The organism is Dongia soli (assembly GCF_034044715.1).
In the GTDB taxonomy this organism is placed as follows: domain Bacteria; phylum Pseudomonadota; class Alphaproteobacteria; order Dongiales; family Dongiaceae; genus Dongia_B; species Dongia_B soli.
Genome location: NZ_JAXCLW010000003.1, coordinates 189,414 through 203,830 on the forward strand (window position 1 = coordinate 189,414; position 14,417 = coordinate 203,830).

Genomic DNA, 14,417 nt, shown 5'->3' on the forward strand with positions numbered 1-14,417 from the left:
CTTCGCCCGAAAGGAACCGATATGACCGAACTCGTCGAAATCGAGGATCGCAAGGCGGTCCGGATCATCGCCATCAACCGCCCGGAAGTCCGGAACGCCATCAATACCGGCGTCCTGCTGGGATTGCGCAACGCGATCAAGCAGGCGGCAAGAGATGAAAAGGTCCGGGCCATCGTCATTACCGGTCGCGGCGGCGCTTTCTCGGGCGGTGCCGACGTCAAGGAATGGTCCGATAAAAAAAAGGGCATCGATCCGCATCCGGATCACGATTGGGTCGAGGAAGCGATCCAACTGGTTCAGGAAATTGCCCGCTTGCCAAAGCCTACCATCGCGATGATCGATGGTGCCGCCGTGGGCGGTGGATTGGACATTGCTCTCGCCTGCGACTTCCGCATCGCCTCGACCAAGGCAAAGTTCATTTGCGCCTATACACGCGTCGGCTATCCGCCGGATTGCGGTGGTTCCTGGCTGCTGCCCCGGCTGATCGGCTTGGAAGCGGCGAAGCTCTTTGTCTATACCGGCGATCTTTGGGATGCGGCGAAGGCAAAATCTGTCGGCATGGTCACCGAGATCGTGTCGCCGGAAGAATTGGACGCGGCAACCATGACGCTGGCCGAGAAGCTCGCCAGCGGCCCAACCGTCGCCACAGGTTTGGCAAAACAGCTGCTTGATGCCGCTTATCGCCGCACCTTCGCCGAGCAATTGGCCGAAGAGGAACGCGCCGGGAAGGTTTGCGCCAAAACAGCAGATCATGCCGAAGGCCTTGCTGCAGCAAACGAAAAACGCGCTCCGCAATTCGCCGGACATTGATCGCGCCGATGTCTAATCAGGCGCAATACGGAAGGATCGGTTACCATGGATTTCTCATTAACCTTCGAGCAGCAGGCGCTGATCGAGTCACTGGCTGATTTCGTCGAGAAAGAACTTTATCCCCACGAAAACATTGTCGAAGAATTGCGTGCCGTCCCTGCCGAAATCGCCCAGGACATCAAGCGCAAAGCCAAGGCTGCCGGTTTCACCGCCATGAACATGCCTGCCGAACTGGGCGGCGGTGGTCTCGACTACCAGACCATGGCTCTGGTCGAGCGCGAACTCGGCAGGCCATCCACTGCCCTATCCTTGCTGATCAAGCGGCCGACCAAGATCCTGCTGGGCTGCAAGGGTGATCAGGTCGACGAATATCTGATGCCCGTCATTAGCGGCGAGAAGACTGACTGCTTCGCCTTAACCGAGCCGGGCGGCGGCTCCGATGCTCGCGCCATCGTCACCAGCGCCAAACGGGACGGCGATGACTGGATCATCAATGGGGTGAAGCAGTTCATCTCCCACGCCGATGTATCCGATTTCATCATCCTCTTTGCCGTCACCGGCATGGATGATACCCCCAAGGGGCCGCGAAAACGCTTCACGGCCTTCTTGATCGACAAGGACACACCGGGCGTTACCGTGAAGCCGATGCTGTCGATCTGCACTCGGGGTTATAACCCGAACATGATCTATCTGGATAATGTGCGCGTGCCGTCCAGCAAGATTCTCGGTGAGGAAGGCAAGGGTTTCGACTTCGCCAATGACTGGCTCTATTCCGGCCGCGTCATGCTGGCCGCCCATTGCGTCGGCCGGGCCGAACGCGTCATGCACATGGCCTGCGAATGGGCCGGGACCCGCAAAGCCTTCGGCAAGACCATCGGGGAATTCCAGGGCACCGGCTTCAAGATCGCCGATATGGCGACCGATATTAAGATGGCCTATCTGCTGGTCATGGAAGCGGCTTGGAAGATGGACCAAGGTACCCTCACCCGGCACGAGGCCTCGATGGTCAATCTGCATGGCTCTGAAATGATCGGCCGCGTCACCGACCATGCAGTCCAGATCTTCGGCGGCATGGGGATGATGGAAGAGTTCCCGATCCAGCGTTTCTGGCGGGATGCGCGAATCGAGCGAATCTGGGAAGGTACGTCGGAAATCCACCGCGACATCATTGCGCGGGACATTCTGAGGGGATACCGGAGCTAGTCTATGGCCACAGCTGCCAAACGCACGAAAACGATCATTGCGCGACGACAGGACCTGATCACGGGGACGATCAAATCGATCGCCACCATCGGCTATCACAATTCGACGGTACAGACCATCTGCGAAGCGGCCGGTCTGTCCCGTGGATTGATTGGCCATTACTTCAAGGGCAAGGACGATCTGCTGCTAGAAGCTTTCCGCCATCAGACGGCGGAGGCCGACGAGGATACCAAGCAGGCGATCCGGGCCGTCGGCACCGATCCGGTGCAGCGACTTCTGGCGGCGACATCGGTCACCTTCATGCGCTCGGCGACCAGCCGCGAACATGCCCTCGTCTGGCTTGCCTTCTGCGGTGTCGTTCCCTGGAACAGCAGCATGGGAGAACTGCATGCCAAGCTCTATCGGCGTTATCGCTCCTGGATTCAGCGCATGATGGAACAGGCGGCGGAAGAGCGTGGCATCGAGATCGATGCGAAGCGCGCCGCCTTGACCTATGCTCAGATGGTCGATGGCTTTTGGATGGGCTGGATCATGGATGGGGAAGCCTATTCCCTCGACGAGGCAACGGAGATCGTCAGCGATTGGGTTCTCAACCTTTTCGGCGAGAAGCCCACCTCCAAGCGCAAGGCGACGGCAATCAAGGCTGCCACCGATTCCGTTCAGGGGCGTATCGCCAAAGCTGCGGCGGAAATCGACAACGATAAGCAGATAGCCGAGTCAGCCGATGCGGCTCCCTCATCGGCAACGTCAACTGCAGAACGCGCGAAGCCTCGGCGAAAGCCCACTCGAACGTGAGGATATGATGTTCAAGAATGGTCTTCTGGCGGGCCAACGTATTTTGATCACCGGCGGCGGCACCGGCATCGGCCTCTCGATCGGACGTCGCTTTCTCACCCTTGGCGCTGAGATCGTCATTTGCGGACGGCGCGAGAACGTGCTTGCCGACACAGCGGAAATGCTGACGAAAGAGACCGGTGGCCGTGTCAGTTACAAAAGCTGTGATGTACGCGATCCGGCTCAGGTCGACGCACTCTGCGACTGGATCTGGCAAACAGCACCGCTCGACGGCCTCGTCAACAATGCGGCCGGAAATTTCATCGCACAGAGTGAAACTTTAAGCCCGCGTGCGGTCGATGCGGTCTTGAACATCGTCCTGCATGGCTCGGCCTATATGACGCTCAATTGCGGCAAGAGATGGCTGGCGGAGGGACGCAGGGGCAGTGTCCTCTCGATCATCACCACCTATGCCTGGACCGGATCGGCCTATGTCGTGCCGTCGGCCATGGCGAAGGCAGGCGTCTTGGCGATGACGCGCTCCCTGGCGGTCGAATGGGGTGGCCGCGGCATCCGCTTGAATGCGATCGCGCCGGGCCCCTTTCCCACCGAAGGCGCCTGGGAGAGGCTGGTGCCGAAGCCCGAACTGGCCGCCGCTTTCGAAGCCAAGAATCCGCTGAAGCGCGCCGGCAAGCATGAAGAGCTTGCCAATCTGGCGACATATCTGATGGCGTCGGAAGCCGCTTATATCAACGGCGAAGTGGTCACCATCGATGGCGGGGAATGGCTGCAGGGCGCCGGTCAATTCAATTTCATCGGCCAACACATGTCGGAAGACGATTGGCAGGCCTTACGGCCGAAGAAATAACGCAAAGGGGGAAGCCAGCATGTTGGCGAAAGTTGAAACATCCCGGTCGGCGCGGCAGTTGAATATCACGCGGCTTCTCAATCCGCGGCATATCGCCTTTATCGGCGGCGACCGGGCCGGCTGGGCGATCAAAGTCTGCCGTGCCGCCGGTTATGCCGGCGAGATGTATGCAATCCATCCCCGCAAGGATGAGATCGAGGGCGTCGCTTGCGTCCGACAGGTGACGGATCTGCCGGTCGCGCCCGACGCGACCTTTATCAGCGTTCCCGCGGATTCCACTGTCGAGATCGTCGGCCAATTGGCCAAGATGGGTGCCGGCGGCGCGGTCTGCTACGCCTCCGGCTTTGCGGAACTGGGCGAGATCGGCCGCCGACGCAATGAAAAGCTGCTCGCGGCAGCCGGCGATCTGGCCGTCGTGGGCCCCAATTGCTTCGGCATCATCAATTACGTCAATCATGGCAGCCTCTGGTCCGTCCCCTATCTCGGCAGCAAGACGACCCGCGGCGCGACCGTCATCGGACAGAGCGGCAATCTTTGCATCAATCTCTCGATGAACCAGCGCCAGGTGCCCTTCAGCTATATCATCAGTGCCGGCAACCAGGCCGTTCTCGGTTTCGAAGATTATATCGAGGCGCTGATCGAAGATCCGAATGTGACGGCGATCGGGATTTTCATGGAAGGCATCCGCGACATTGCCGCCTTCTCCGCCGCTTGTCTCAAGGCCCATGCCCGCAAGATCCCGCTCGCAGCGTTTCGGGTCGGCGTTTCCGATCTGGGGGCCAAAGTGGCCGCAAGCCACACCAGTTCGCTGGCGGGGCAGAACGAGCTCTATGACACACTTTTCGAACGTCTCGGCATCCAGACAGCAAATTCAGTGCCGCGTTTCCTGGAACTGTTGAAAGCTCTTTCGATCGGCATCCTGCCGAAAGGCAGGCGGCTGACCGTCTTTTCAAGTTCGGGTGGCGATAACGGCATGGCCGCCGATTTCGCCTCGGCCGCAAAGCTGGAACTACCCGAACCGACAAAGGCGCAAACCGATGCGGTCAATGCGCTGTTGCCGGATTACGGCAGCACGTCCAATCCACTGGACTTCACCGCCGGCTATTGGGGGCAGGAAGAGCTGCTGACACCGATGTTCACCCATATGCTGAGCACCGGCTATGATATGGGCGCTTTGGTCATCGACCATCCCCGACCGGAGCTTGGCCCCGATATGGGCAAGCCGATGCAGGCGATGGTACGCGCCATGGCCAAGGCCAGCCGGGCGACCGGCATTCCGGGCGCCGTGGCCTGCGTCAGCTCGGAATCGATGCCGGAGCCCATGCGGCAACAGGTGATCGAGGAAGGGCTTATTCCCCTGCAGGGCGTGCATGATGCTTTCGCCGTGCTGGGTCATCTGGCCAGCTATGAGGCGTTTCGCCGCCGCATCGATGCCGGCGACCTGCCGCTGCCGCCGGCCGCCCCACCGAAAAATATTCCGGCGGGCCGACGGATTCTCGATGAAGGCAAGAGCAAAACCCGGCTCGTGGCCTATGGTCTGCCGGTGCCGGCAGGCTGCGAGGTGGCCCTGGCAGATCTGCGCTGGGCCGTCGAGGCAATGCGCGGTCCCTTTGTGCTGAAGGCACTGAGCGCCGATCTTCCGCATAAGACCGACGCTGGCGGCGTAGCCCTCAATCTGGCCGATGCTGCAGCCGTGGTCGCGGCGGCAGAGGAAATGCGCCGCCGGGTGGCCGCTTATAAGCCCGGATTGCAACTCGACCGGTTCCTGCTGGAACCGATGGTGCAAGATAGTCTGGCCGAGGTGCTTGTCGGCGTGACCATCGATCCGCATTTCGGGCCGGTCCTAGTGATCGGCGCCGGCGGCATCCTGGTCGAACTGTTGCGCGATGCAAGCCGGCTGCTGCTGCCGGCCAGCCGCCAAGAGATCGAAATGGCGATATGCCGGTTGAAGACCTTCCCGCTGCTTGACGGTTTCCGTGGCCGCCCGAAGGCGGACCTGCCGGCGCTGGTCGAGGCCATCGAAGCGGTGGCCCGATATGCCGTGGATCACATCGATAAGACCGTCGAGATCGACGTCAATCCGATCATGGTTCTACCGAAGGGGCGCGGCGTGGTGGCGGCCGATGCCCTGATTGTCGAGGCTGGTTGACCTTGTTTACCCAGGCGGCCACTGCGCGCTGCCCGGGCATCTGTCCCGCCATTGACTTGACCCGCCGCGACCAACAGAATTGCCCGATTCGCTGGTTTCGGTATGGTCTATGCGCCGCTCGTTGGTTCCACCCCTTTATGCCCTGATCGCGTTCGAAAGTGTGGCTCGATATGGCAGCATCATGCGCGCCGCCAACGAGCTGCATCTGTCGCAAAGCGCCGTCAGCCGTCTGGTGAAACAGGTGGAAGACGCCATCCAGGTCCGGCTCTTCGACCGCATCCGCCAGCGCCTGATCCTCACCGAAGCCGGCAACGCCTATGCCGAAGATGTCCGCAAATTGCTGAGCGGCTTCGAGCAGAGCACCTTGCAGGTGATGGCCTACGGATCCGGCGGGCAGGCCGGCACGATCAATCTGGGGGTCTTCTCGACCTTCAGCATGAAATGGCTGATCCCCCGGCTGGAAGACTACCGCACCACGCGGCCCAATACGGTCATCTCCTGCTATGCGCGGCCGCAGCCTTTTTCATTCGACGAAGACCCGCTCGATGCCGCCATCCATTACGGCGAACCGATCTGGCCGGGCGCCAGTGTCGAACCGCTCTTTGGCGAACAACTGATCCCGGTTTGCAGTCGCAGGCTGCCGGGACTCCGTGAGCTGAAGACGCCGCAGGACATGATGAAGCTTCCCCTGCTGCATGAAGTGACCCGGCCATGGTCGTGGAAGCATTGGTTCGAGCAGCAGGGCGTGACCGTCGGCTCACCTTTGCTTGGCGCCCGTTTCGATCAGTTCTCCATGGTTGCCCAGGCGGCGAAGGCCGGATTGGGCATCGGCCTCGTGCCCCATTTCCTGTTCGCGGAGGAAATTAGGGCGGGCGACTTGCATGTGCCGTTGAACCGGCCCATTGCCGGTGAGCACATGTATTATTTCGTCTATCCGCACCGCAACGCCGCCAATGCTGTCGTGCTCGATTTCCGCGACTGGATCATCGCGGCCGCTCAACAGCAACAATCTGCCGCAGCGCTCAGAGGGTAATCCGCTTTTCCATGAAGACGCTGAAGGGATCATCCGTCGGGTAATCGGCAAACGGTCCGCAACGCGTGAAACCCGCGCGTTCGAACAAAGCAAGGGCTTCGGGCTGATAGATGCCGGTTTCGAGCCGCATCAGCGACAGGCCAAGCTTGCGTGTTTCCGCTTCGAGTGCCGCGATGATGTACTTACCGACACCAAGCCCGCGTGCCTTCGGCGAAACGAAGATACGCTTGACCTCGGTAAACGCGCCCTCGTGGATCTTGATCGCGCCGCAGCCAAGATAATCGTCCTCGAACCGCGCCGCAAAAAACCGGATATCTGGCGCCGCCAAGGCATCGATATCCAGAAGATGATTGCTCTCTGCCGGGTAAAGCGCCGTCATGTAGGCGTCCAATTCGGCGATAAGCGCGGTAACAGTAGGCAGGCGCGGATCGGCCTGCTCTATGAGGGGCTTCGCTGGTTCTAGCATCATGGCTCCTAGAGCTTGGTCGCAATATCAAGTCCTTCGAACACCGCTTCCTCGGCGGTACGCGGTGTCACGGCATCGCCGATCGGAAACACCTCAATTCCAAGCGCCGCGATCGGATGCAACAGATCGTCCAACGGCCGGTGCGGTGCAACCACGACAACCGTATCGACATCCTCAAACATGACCGGCTCCTGCGATGCGGTGTGCAGGAAGAAAGCCGTCTTTCCCTCCGTGCCGTAAAACCGCATGAAAGGTAGCATCTCTACACCGAGCCGATGCAGCCGACCGATCGTGGCATCCCGCACGTAATTCTGAATGCTGATCCCAGGGCAGGCGCCGTTGACAGCAAGCCGGACATGCGCGCCTTCAGTCGCGAGCTTTTCAGCAATGCCCATGCCACGCCAATCGGCAAGCCAGTCATAGACCACGACCCTGCTGCCCGTCCGGGTCTTGCCGGCTAACAGATCATCGCCAAGCACGAGGGAAGCACCCTCGCCTTGCTCGATTTCCGGCAGCTGAGGCAGGCTGCCGGTTGCCAGAATAACCGCATCTGGCTTTTCACAAGCGATCATCTCGGCCGTGACGGAACTGTTCATCCTGACCGTCACGCCGGCCAGTTCCATTTCCCGCGCGAGATTGGTGACGATGCCGCCGAATTCGCTGCGATGGGGCAGAAGTTGTGCCAACAAGGCCTGCCCACCGAGGCGCGATGACTTCTCATGAAGCGTAACCTCATGTCCCCGCTCCGCCGCCACGGCAGCGGCTTTCATCCCCGCCGGCCCGCCACCGACCACCATCACCTTGCGGCGCCGCGTGGCCGCAATGCGCGTTCCATAGGCCAATTCCCGCCCGCTTTCGGGATGCTGAATGCAGGAAATCGACAGACCCAATTGCGCGTGGCCGATACAGGCCTGATTGCAGGCGATGCAAGCGCGGATATCGTCGACACGGCCCGCCTCGGCCTTACCCGGCATCTTCGGATCGCAGATCATCGCCCGGGTCATGCCGCATAAATCGGCGGCACCGGCAGCGATGATCTTTTCAGCGTCTTGCGGCTGATTGATCCGGCCCGCCACGATGACCGGCTTGTTCACCGCTTTCTTCAGGGCCGCAGCGAACGGCGCCAGATAGGCATGTTCAACGCTCATCGGCGGGGCGATATGCACGGCGCCGGAAGCCGAGGCCGAGGTGCCGCCGATGACATTGAAATAGTCGAGATCGTGCTGCAGGGCCTGGCAGACATCCAACATATCCTCTTCGGACGGGCCGTCCGCATCGAATTCGTTGCAGGAGAAGCGCAGGCCGACGATTAGCTCGGGAGCCACCTGCCCACGGATGGAAGCGACGATCTCTCGCGTGAAACGGAGACGGTTCTCGAGCGACCCGCCATAGCCGTCCTGACGTGCATTGACCTTCGCATTCCAGAACTGCGACGGCAGGTAACCGTGGCTTGCAACGATCTCCACGCCATCGGCGCCGGCTGCAGCAAGGCGGCGGGCGGTCGTCCCATAGCCCCGGACGATGTCGTTAATCTCCTGCTCACTTAACATCCGGGGCACGATACGGAAGCGTTCGGCTGGTGCGTGCGAAGCCGAATAAGCGGATTGCTGGACGCCATTGCGCCGCCCTAGCAATTCCCGCCCGGGATGGAACAGTTGCACGAAAACCCGGCTGCCTTCTGACTTGATCGCATCGAACAAAGCCTTGAAGGACGGGATACAGGCATCGTCCGAAGCCATCAGCACTTCGGACGTGTATCGCGCCGTGTCATGCACGCCCACCACCTGGACGATGATCAGCCCGGCACCGCCTCTTGCCCGGGCGCGCTGATAGGCAATCAGCGCTTCGCTCGGCAGGCCATGACGTGCAAGGTCGGTGTCGTGACCGGTGGAAACGATGCGGTTGCGGATGTCGATCCCTTTAATCCGAAAGGGCGAGAAGAGATGCGGAAACATCTGCGGCATAAATCAATCTCCCACTATCCTGTTCCGCTCTTTTTGCACAGCATTCGGCGGCAGTTACAGGATTCGCTATTTTGGCCTCCCGGCCTTACTTCGCAAAATCATCGCAAGCAACAAGCAATCGCGCGCCGCTGGCTGCTCTCGGCGCGCAAGACCGTCGACCCCGCGCCGGCAAAAATCCATGCGGGATTTCTCAAGGGTTATTGCAGAAACGGCAAGAAGATGATCGTCAACTGCATCAGTGATCAGGTGCCACCCGTGATCAGCATCAATTCTCTCTGCAGGTCGTCGTACTTCTTCTGAAGACGCTGCAATTCCTGCTGACGGTCCGCATCCGAGCTGAACGTATCGGCCTTCGCCAGCGAGGTCTGCGACTTCACCTGGTCGATGTCCTGCTGCAATTGCGAGAGCCTGGTCTGATTGACGGATTTGTTCGACCGCGCCGTCTTGATCTTTGCATTGAGCTGATTCAGATCCTGATCGAGGCTGGCGAGCTGCGTAGAGATCTTATCGATATCCTGCTGCTGCGATTGCTGCTGCGCCTTCAGATCGTCGAGCTGCCGCTGTTGCTGGACCTTCTGATCCTGGGCATCTTCAAGCGACTGCTGCTTCTGCGTCACGCGTTGATTGTAGAGCCCCCCATTGATCCCTGCCTGGCCACAGCTATATCCATCGAGCCGGGGATCTCCCGTACAGGAACAGCCGGCAAGAAACAACATGCCGGCGCCAAGCAACCAACCGAACTTCCGCATTTCCGTCCGCACCATATTATCCATTACCCATTCGATCAGCCGACCTGCGCCACCTTGCGCTGGGCCATCAGTCGGTTGAGATCGCTTTCGGCGCTGGCGATCTGCTTGTTGAGCTGGCTGATCTGCTTATCCAGTTCGGCCGTATTCAACGAATTATTGGCGGCATTCTGTGTGCTGTCGCGCGCCTGGAGATATTCATCGCGCCGCTTCTTCATGGCATTTACGCTGCGTTGGATCTGGGCGGCGCTTTCATCAACCGATGCCAGTTCCTTTTGCGCCTGCTCCTTCGTCATGCGCTTATTGGCATAGGCGCTTTCGAGATCGGCCAATTTCTTTTCCGTCTGCTGCACGGCGGCCTGCGTGCTTGTCACCATCTTGGCGAGCTTCTCGTTATCCGCCTTGGCTGCGGTGATCTGGCAATCCAGCTGCGCTTCCTGCACAGCATACTGCTTCTTGGCCTCGGCCGTCTGAACGCCGCTGACCGCGCCATAGGCACCGCCGGCGCCAGCGCCGATCGCGGCCCCCGTTGCAGCACCACTGCCGCCGCCCGTGGCGGCTCCCGCCAGGGCGCCCACGGCAGCACCGACAAGGCTCCAGATGGCAGCACCTTCGGCAACCGTGCCACCATAGTTGGTGTCGATATTATCCGCGTTGATCTGCATGCAGGCGGATGGACCATTGGCCGCGCTCTGCGTTGTGGCGCCGGGATTGTCTTCATACGGCGTCGTACAACCCGACAGCACTAGTGCCAGCGCGCCGACGCCACTCATCCAAATTCGGAAAGCCATGTTCCAGTCCCTGGCAAACATTCTCTCGGAGCATCGCCCCCGATGCCCGGTGCTACTTATCCGCGACGGCAGCCAAATCCTTGAGCCAGTCCGCGGAATGCACCTTCTTATCGTTAGCATATTGCCGAATATGCTGCAAAAACACATCTGCGTAGTGCGAGAGCTGGGTCACACCCGCACTGGTTAACTCCGTCTTGAGAATTTCTTGCTGCTTGGTGAATTGCTCGGGGTTGTAGTCGTCGCCCACGCGGATCACCAGATCGGTATAGAACTTCATATTGGCGGCAAGGGCTTGCTCGTTCTGATTGAGCATTTCCTTATAGCGTTCGGCCATCTGATCCTGCTCCGACGAACTCGCCACCCGAGCCTGATAGGTCTCCCGCACGATATTGGTATTGATCTGATCGTCATGCAGCTTCTGGCCTAACCAGGCGCCCAGGCGCAGCATGGTGCGGTTGGCCCGCGCCTGCTGATCCTGCTGCGCCAGCAGCACGGATTTCACCTTCTGCTCGAGATTTTCCAGGCGTGATTTTAGCGCTGTATTACCGTCCGTCTGCTGCGCCAAGGCCGCCAGTTCCTGCACCGGGTCCTCCAGCGGCTTGTCGGCATCGCTTGGCTTTGCCCCGCCGGTGCCGAGCTTGGCCCATTCGGCCTTGGCATCTGAGATATCCTGCGGGTCGGTCAGGACCGGTGCGCTGATCACGAGGCGAAAACCGGTGGTCTTGGATTTGCGCGGCCCCTTATCGCTATAGGGGCTGACCTCACTGCGATAGGAACTGCGAATGTCTTGTTCCGAGGTCAGATAATTGCCGCCCTTGACAATATAGCCGCCAGCCCGGCCATGGGCGCGCGAGACCCTGTTCAGCCGATAAGCATCCATCACATATTCGTCGACATTGCCCAGCATGTCATGCAACCCGAGCGGATTGGGTTGCAACAGGCCGGTCAATTGCACTTTGCCATTGGCGGATTTGCTGCCGGCGAACCAGACATAGCGCTCCATACCGTCCGGCATGGGAAAGGTGCGGGCGGCGAATTCCGTCGGCGAGACGGCAATACCACCGCGTTCGGCATATTCCCATTCCGCCTCGGTCGCCAGACGCAGGAAGGAAATAGCATCACCCGCCGACGGCAGCGATTTGCGCGCATTGGTGAGCAGCCAGTCGGTATATTTGGCGGCGAATTCCACCGCCTCCAGCCAGGTAACATCGGAAACCGGGCTCCGGCCGATCAGATTGGCGGCCGGACAATTCGTCCCCATGATGGCATCATATTGCAGCTTGCTGATCTCGTACTTCGCCATCAGGTAATAGCGCCCCGAGCCGGCGCCGGAGAACGGCGCTGCGATATAATCGGGATGAGCATATTCAGAAAAGGCTAAAGCCTGGTCCGGGTCACCCAGTTTCACCTGGTAATCATCCAAGATACCGCTGCCGGGGACCTGGACCTTGCGGAATACCATGGAACCGCCGCAGGGCATCGGCAGGATCACATCTTCGCTAATGGGTGCCGGATTGAACAATTTGGCTGGCCAAGCGTCATCGGCGCCGGCATTGCCGGCAGATAACAGCAGCGCATAGGTGATAAATCCAACCAGGCGCCTAGACGGCGCGAAGACTTTCGCTGGGGTCAATCTTGACCACATGCGCCCCTCCAACCAAAGCAGCCAGGCCGGCGACGGCCACCGTCACGGCCCAGAACCAGACAAAATGCACGATCTCCAGACGGCAGACCGGGCTATCGCTCATGCCCGTCAGGGAGAAAAGCTTGTTCACCATGATCGAGACGCCGATGATCAACAGGGCCGAGATGCCGTAGCCGGTCATCGCCACCATCAAAGATTCCGCGACCGGCAGCAGCAGCACCTCGCTGCGCTGCAGGCCGAGCAGCCGCAGCATGCTGATATCCTTGCGCTGGCGCTCGACATTAGCCCATTGGCTGGCGGCCACAGAAAAGGCCGCTCCGGCGGCTCCCAATCCGACGATGACTGCGGCGATCGAGGTCAAAGCGCGGTCGAGCAATTTCACCGTTGCGATTTCATGACTCTTTGTCTGCACGGCGACATCGTCTTGACCGGCAATCGCTGCCAGTGGTGCGACATCATCCAATGTTCGGGCAAACAAACGGGCCGAGGCATAGTGACGAGCAGCGAGTTCGTCTGCGGAGATTTGCTCCGATTGCAAATCCGCCGCCTTGCCGTCGCGGAAATCCTCGGTCCGCACCAGGAAGCGTAAGGTCACGAAGGCGACGTCCTGGGATAAAATCGTTTCCGGTGCAATGGCAATGACACGCAGCGGACGGTTGACAATTTCCTCCGCGTTATTGATGCGCCGTGGCACTAATGCCTTGATGCCATCCCCGACCGCAACGCCGAGGGCTTTGGCGGCGCTGGCGGTCAGAGCCACCTCGCCATCCTTCTTCGGAACTGGCAATCCGGCCAGCAGAGGATCGCCCTCACCGGTCGGATAAAGCTGCACGCCCCGCAGCAGAGCACCTCCTGCGCGATCGGCAACGAGATTGACAGTGGTCGATAGGGAACGTGTTGCCGGCACGACGAAAGCCGTCTCCGGCGCCTGGCGCAGGGAAGCAAACCAATCGGGCTTCAAATCGTGATTGCCCATGATCAGGATTTCCAGATTGCGGGGATCCTGATTGAGCTTGTCGGTGAGGCCCTGAATGGCACCGTATTTCAGCCCTACGACCAGCATCAGCGGCACCAGAACCGCGATCAAGCCGAAGACATGGCATAAGGTGAGGCGCAGATCGAAGATCAGGCTGCGGGCCGCGAGGCGCAGGATATAGAGATATCGGCGCATCAGATCTGCACCTTCGCATCCACTGTATTCGGTTCGGCCCCTGCCCTGGCCTCGACATGGAGACGCCTCACGCCGTCCCTGCCGAATAGCCGCTCATCATGGGTCGCGATGACTGGCGTGATACCGAAACGCGGCGACAGGTCCAACAGGAGACCGGTCACCGCCCCCGCGGTCACCGCATCCAAGGATGCAGTCGGCTCATCCGCCAGAAGCAAACGGGGCCGATGGGCCATGGCGCGGGCGAGGCTGACACGCTGGCGCTGGCCGATCGAAAGATCCTTTGGGAAACGCCGCATCAAGGCCGCCGGCAGATCGAGCAGTTGCGCCAATTGATCGAGATAAGCCTCATCCAACCGATCATTGAGCCGCGCCGACATGCGGATATTCTCCCCGACCGACAGAAAGGGCAGAAGCCCACCTGTCTGCGGCATATAGCCGAGATACCGGCGGCGCATATCGGTAAGTCCCGCTTCATGACGCTTCTCGATGAGCTTTGCCAGGTCGACCGGCTGTTCGCTGCTGGGGAAGAACATAAATGCCGCCAGCCTGGTCGGCGTCATGACGAGACCCAGGACGTCGAGCAGCGTGCTCTTGCCCGAACCGCTGGGGCCGACCAGGGCAGCAGGCTGCAGTGACGCGAGATCAAGCCGCCCCATCGACAGGCAAAAGCGTGCGCCACCGTGACTGCGGCACGCCGTCAAACCGGCGATAGTGAGGACGAGCTGGGGCATATCGGCGGTGGCATCACCGGCGCGGCTCATGGAACGATCGGAAATGCCTTGAGTCTCGCTCATCTG

Annotated in this window: 13 protein-coding genes; 6 read left to right on the forward strand and 7 right to left on the reverse strand. The window is 60.3% G+C overall.

Annotation, left to right across the window (positions count from 1 at the left end):
* Nucleotides 1-21: 21 nt before the first annotated feature.
* The 6 genes from SMD27_RS13025 to SMD27_RS13050 all read left to right on the forward strand — a co-directional run bounded on the left by SMD27_RS13025 (nt 22) and on the right by SMD27_RS13050 (nt 6,837).
* On the forward strand, nt 22-810 hold the full coding sequence (locus SMD27_RS13025; protein WP_320508836.1) for an enoyl-CoA hydratase/isomerase family protein: 789 nt from the start codon (nt 22-24) through the stop codon (nt 808-810).
* A 45-nt stretch (nt 811-855) separates the two neighbouring features.
* Nucleotides 856-2,013 carry an acyl-CoA dehydrogenase family protein gene (locus SMD27_RS13030; RefSeq protein ID WP_320508837.1) on the forward strand — a complete coding sequence of 386 codons (1,158 nt, stop codon included), beginning with the start codon at nt 856-858 and terminating at the stop codon, nt 2,011-2,013.
* Between the two features lie 3 nt (nt 2,014-2,016).
* A complete protein-coding gene (locus SMD27_RS13035; RefSeq protein ID WP_320508838.1) occupies nt 2,017-2,808 on the forward strand; it encodes a TetR family transcriptional regulator C-terminal domain-containing protein in 792 nt (263 codons plus the stop codon).
* A 4-nt stretch (nt 2,809-2,812) separates the two neighbouring features.
* The gene (locus tag SMD27_RS13040) at nt 2,813-3,655 is read left to right on the forward strand and encodes an SDR family oxidoreductase (RefSeq protein ID WP_320508839.1); all 843 of its coding nucleotides are present in this window, start codon (nt 2,813-2,815) and stop codon (nt 3,653-3,655) included.
* Nucleotides 3,656-3,674: 19 nt separating this feature from the next.
* On the forward strand, nt 3,675-5,804 hold the full coding sequence (locus SMD27_RS13045) for an acetate--CoA ligase family protein (protein WP_320508840.1): 2,130 nt from the start codon (nt 3,675-3,677) through the stop codon (nt 5,802-5,804).
* 109 nt (nt 5,805-5,913) lie between these two features.
* The gene (locus SMD27_RS13050) at nt 5,914-6,837 is read left to right on the forward strand and encodes a LysR family transcriptional regulator (RefSeq protein WP_320508841.1); all 924 of its coding nucleotides are present in this window, start codon (nt 5,914-5,916) and stop codon (nt 6,835-6,837) included.
* Here the strand turns inward: SMD27_RS13050 and SMD27_RS13055 are convergent.
* The 7 genes from SMD27_RS13055 to SMD27_RS13085 form a co-directional block, all read right to left on the reverse strand.
* Nucleotides 6,827-7,306, reverse strand: coding sequence for a GNAT family N-acetyltransferase (locus SMD27_RS13055; protein WP_320508842.1), 480 nt, complete (start codon nt 7,304-7,306; stop codon nt 6,827-6,829). The two genes, SMD27_RS13050 and SMD27_RS13055, sit on opposite strands and share 11 nt — an antisense overlap.
* A gap of 5 nt (nt 7,307-7,311) precedes the next feature.
* Nucleotides 7,312-9,267 (reverse strand): oxidoreductase, encoded by a 1,956-nt coding sequence (locus SMD27_RS13060; RefSeq protein ID WP_320508843.1) that lies wholly within the window; start codon nt 9,265-9,267, stop codon nt 7,312-7,314.
* Nucleotides 9,268-9,509: 242 nt separating this feature from the next.
* Nucleotides 9,510-10,040: a hypothetical protein gene (locus tag SMD27_RS13065; protein WP_320508844.1), complete on the reverse strand. Its 531-nt coding sequence runs from the start codon at nt 10,038-10,040 to the stop codon at nt 9,510-9,512.
* Between the two features lie 11 nt (nt 10,041-10,051).
* Nucleotides 10,052-10,804: a hypothetical protein gene (locus SMD27_RS13070; RefSeq protein WP_320508845.1), complete on the reverse strand. Its 753-nt coding sequence runs from the start codon at nt 10,802-10,804 to the stop codon at nt 10,052-10,054.
* A gap of 52 nt (nt 10,805-10,856) precedes the next feature.
* Nucleotides 10,857-12,449: a formylglycine-generating enzyme family protein gene (locus SMD27_RS13075; protein ID WP_320508846.1), complete on the reverse strand. Its 1,593-nt coding sequence runs from the start codon at nt 12,447-12,449 to the stop codon at nt 10,857-10,859.
* Nucleotides 12,406-13,620: an ABC transporter permease gene (locus tag SMD27_RS13080; protein WP_320508847.1), complete on the reverse strand. Its 1,215-nt coding sequence runs from the start codon at nt 13,618-13,620 to the stop codon at nt 12,406-12,408. Before SMD27_RS13080 ends, SMD27_RS13075 begins: the two co-directional genes overlap by 44 nt.
* The gene (locus SMD27_RS13085) at nt 13,620-14,414 is read right to left on the reverse strand and encodes an ABC transporter ATP-binding protein (RefSeq protein ID WP_320508848.1); all 795 of its coding nucleotides are present in this window, start codon (nt 14,412-14,414) and stop codon (nt 13,620-13,622) included. The genes SMD27_RS13080 and SMD27_RS13085 overlap by 1 nt, the downstream gene beginning before the upstream one ends.
* Nucleotides 14,415-14,417: the final 3 nt, after the last annotated feature.

Bases quoted from the DNA above. Each gene is read 5' to 3' on its own strand.
- SMD27_RS13025 (WP_320508836.1), top strand. From the start codon at position 22: ATGACCGAACTCGTCGAAATCGAGGATCGCAAGGCGGTCCGGATCATC.
- SMD27_RS13030 (WP_320508837.1), top strand. From the start codon at position 856: ATGGATTTCTCATTAACCTTCGAGCAGCAGGCGCTGATCGAGTCACTG.
- SMD27_RS13035 (WP_320508838.1), top strand. From the start codon at position 2,017: ATGGCCACAGCTGCCAAACGCACGAAAACGATCATTGCGCGACGACAG.
- SMD27_RS13040 (WP_320508839.1), top strand. From the start codon at position 2,813: ATGATGTTCAAGAATGGTCTTCTGGCGGGCCAACGTATTTTGATCACC.
- SMD27_RS13045 (WP_320508840.1), top strand. From the start codon at position 3,675: ATGTTGGCGAAAGTTGAAACATCCCGGTCGGCGCGGCAGTTGAATATC.
- SMD27_RS13050 (WP_320508841.1), top strand. From the start codon at position 5,914: ATGCGCCGCTCGTTGGTTCCACCCCTTTATGCCCTGATCGCGTTCGAA.
- SMD27_RS13055 (WP_320508842.1), bottom strand. From the start codon at position 7,306: ATGATGCTAGAACCAGCGAAGCCCCTCATAGAGCAGGCCGATCCGCGC.
- SMD27_RS13060 (WP_320508843.1), bottom strand. From the start codon at position 9,267: ATGCCGCAGATGTTTCCGCATCTCTTCTCGCCCTTTCGGATTAAAGGG.
- SMD27_RS13065 (WP_320508844.1), bottom strand. From the start codon at position 10,040: ATGGATAATATGGTGCGGACGGAAATGCGGAAGTTCGGTTGGTTGCTT.
- SMD27_RS13070 (WP_320508845.1), bottom strand. From the start codon at position 10,804: ATGGCTTTCCGAATTTGGATGAGTGGCGTCGGCGCGCTGGCACTAGTG.
- SMD27_RS13075 (WP_320508846.1), bottom strand. From the start codon at position 12,449: ATGTGGTCAAGATTGACCCCAGCGAAAGTCTTCGCGCCGTCTAGGCGC.
- SMD27_RS13080 (WP_320508847.1), bottom strand. From the start codon at position 13,620: ATGCGCCGATATCTCTATATCCTGCGCCTCGCGGCCCGCAGCCTGATC.
- SMD27_RS13085 (WP_320508848.1), bottom strand. From the start codon at position 14,414: ATGAGCGAGACTCAAGGCATTTCCGATCGTTCCATGAGCCGCGCCGGT.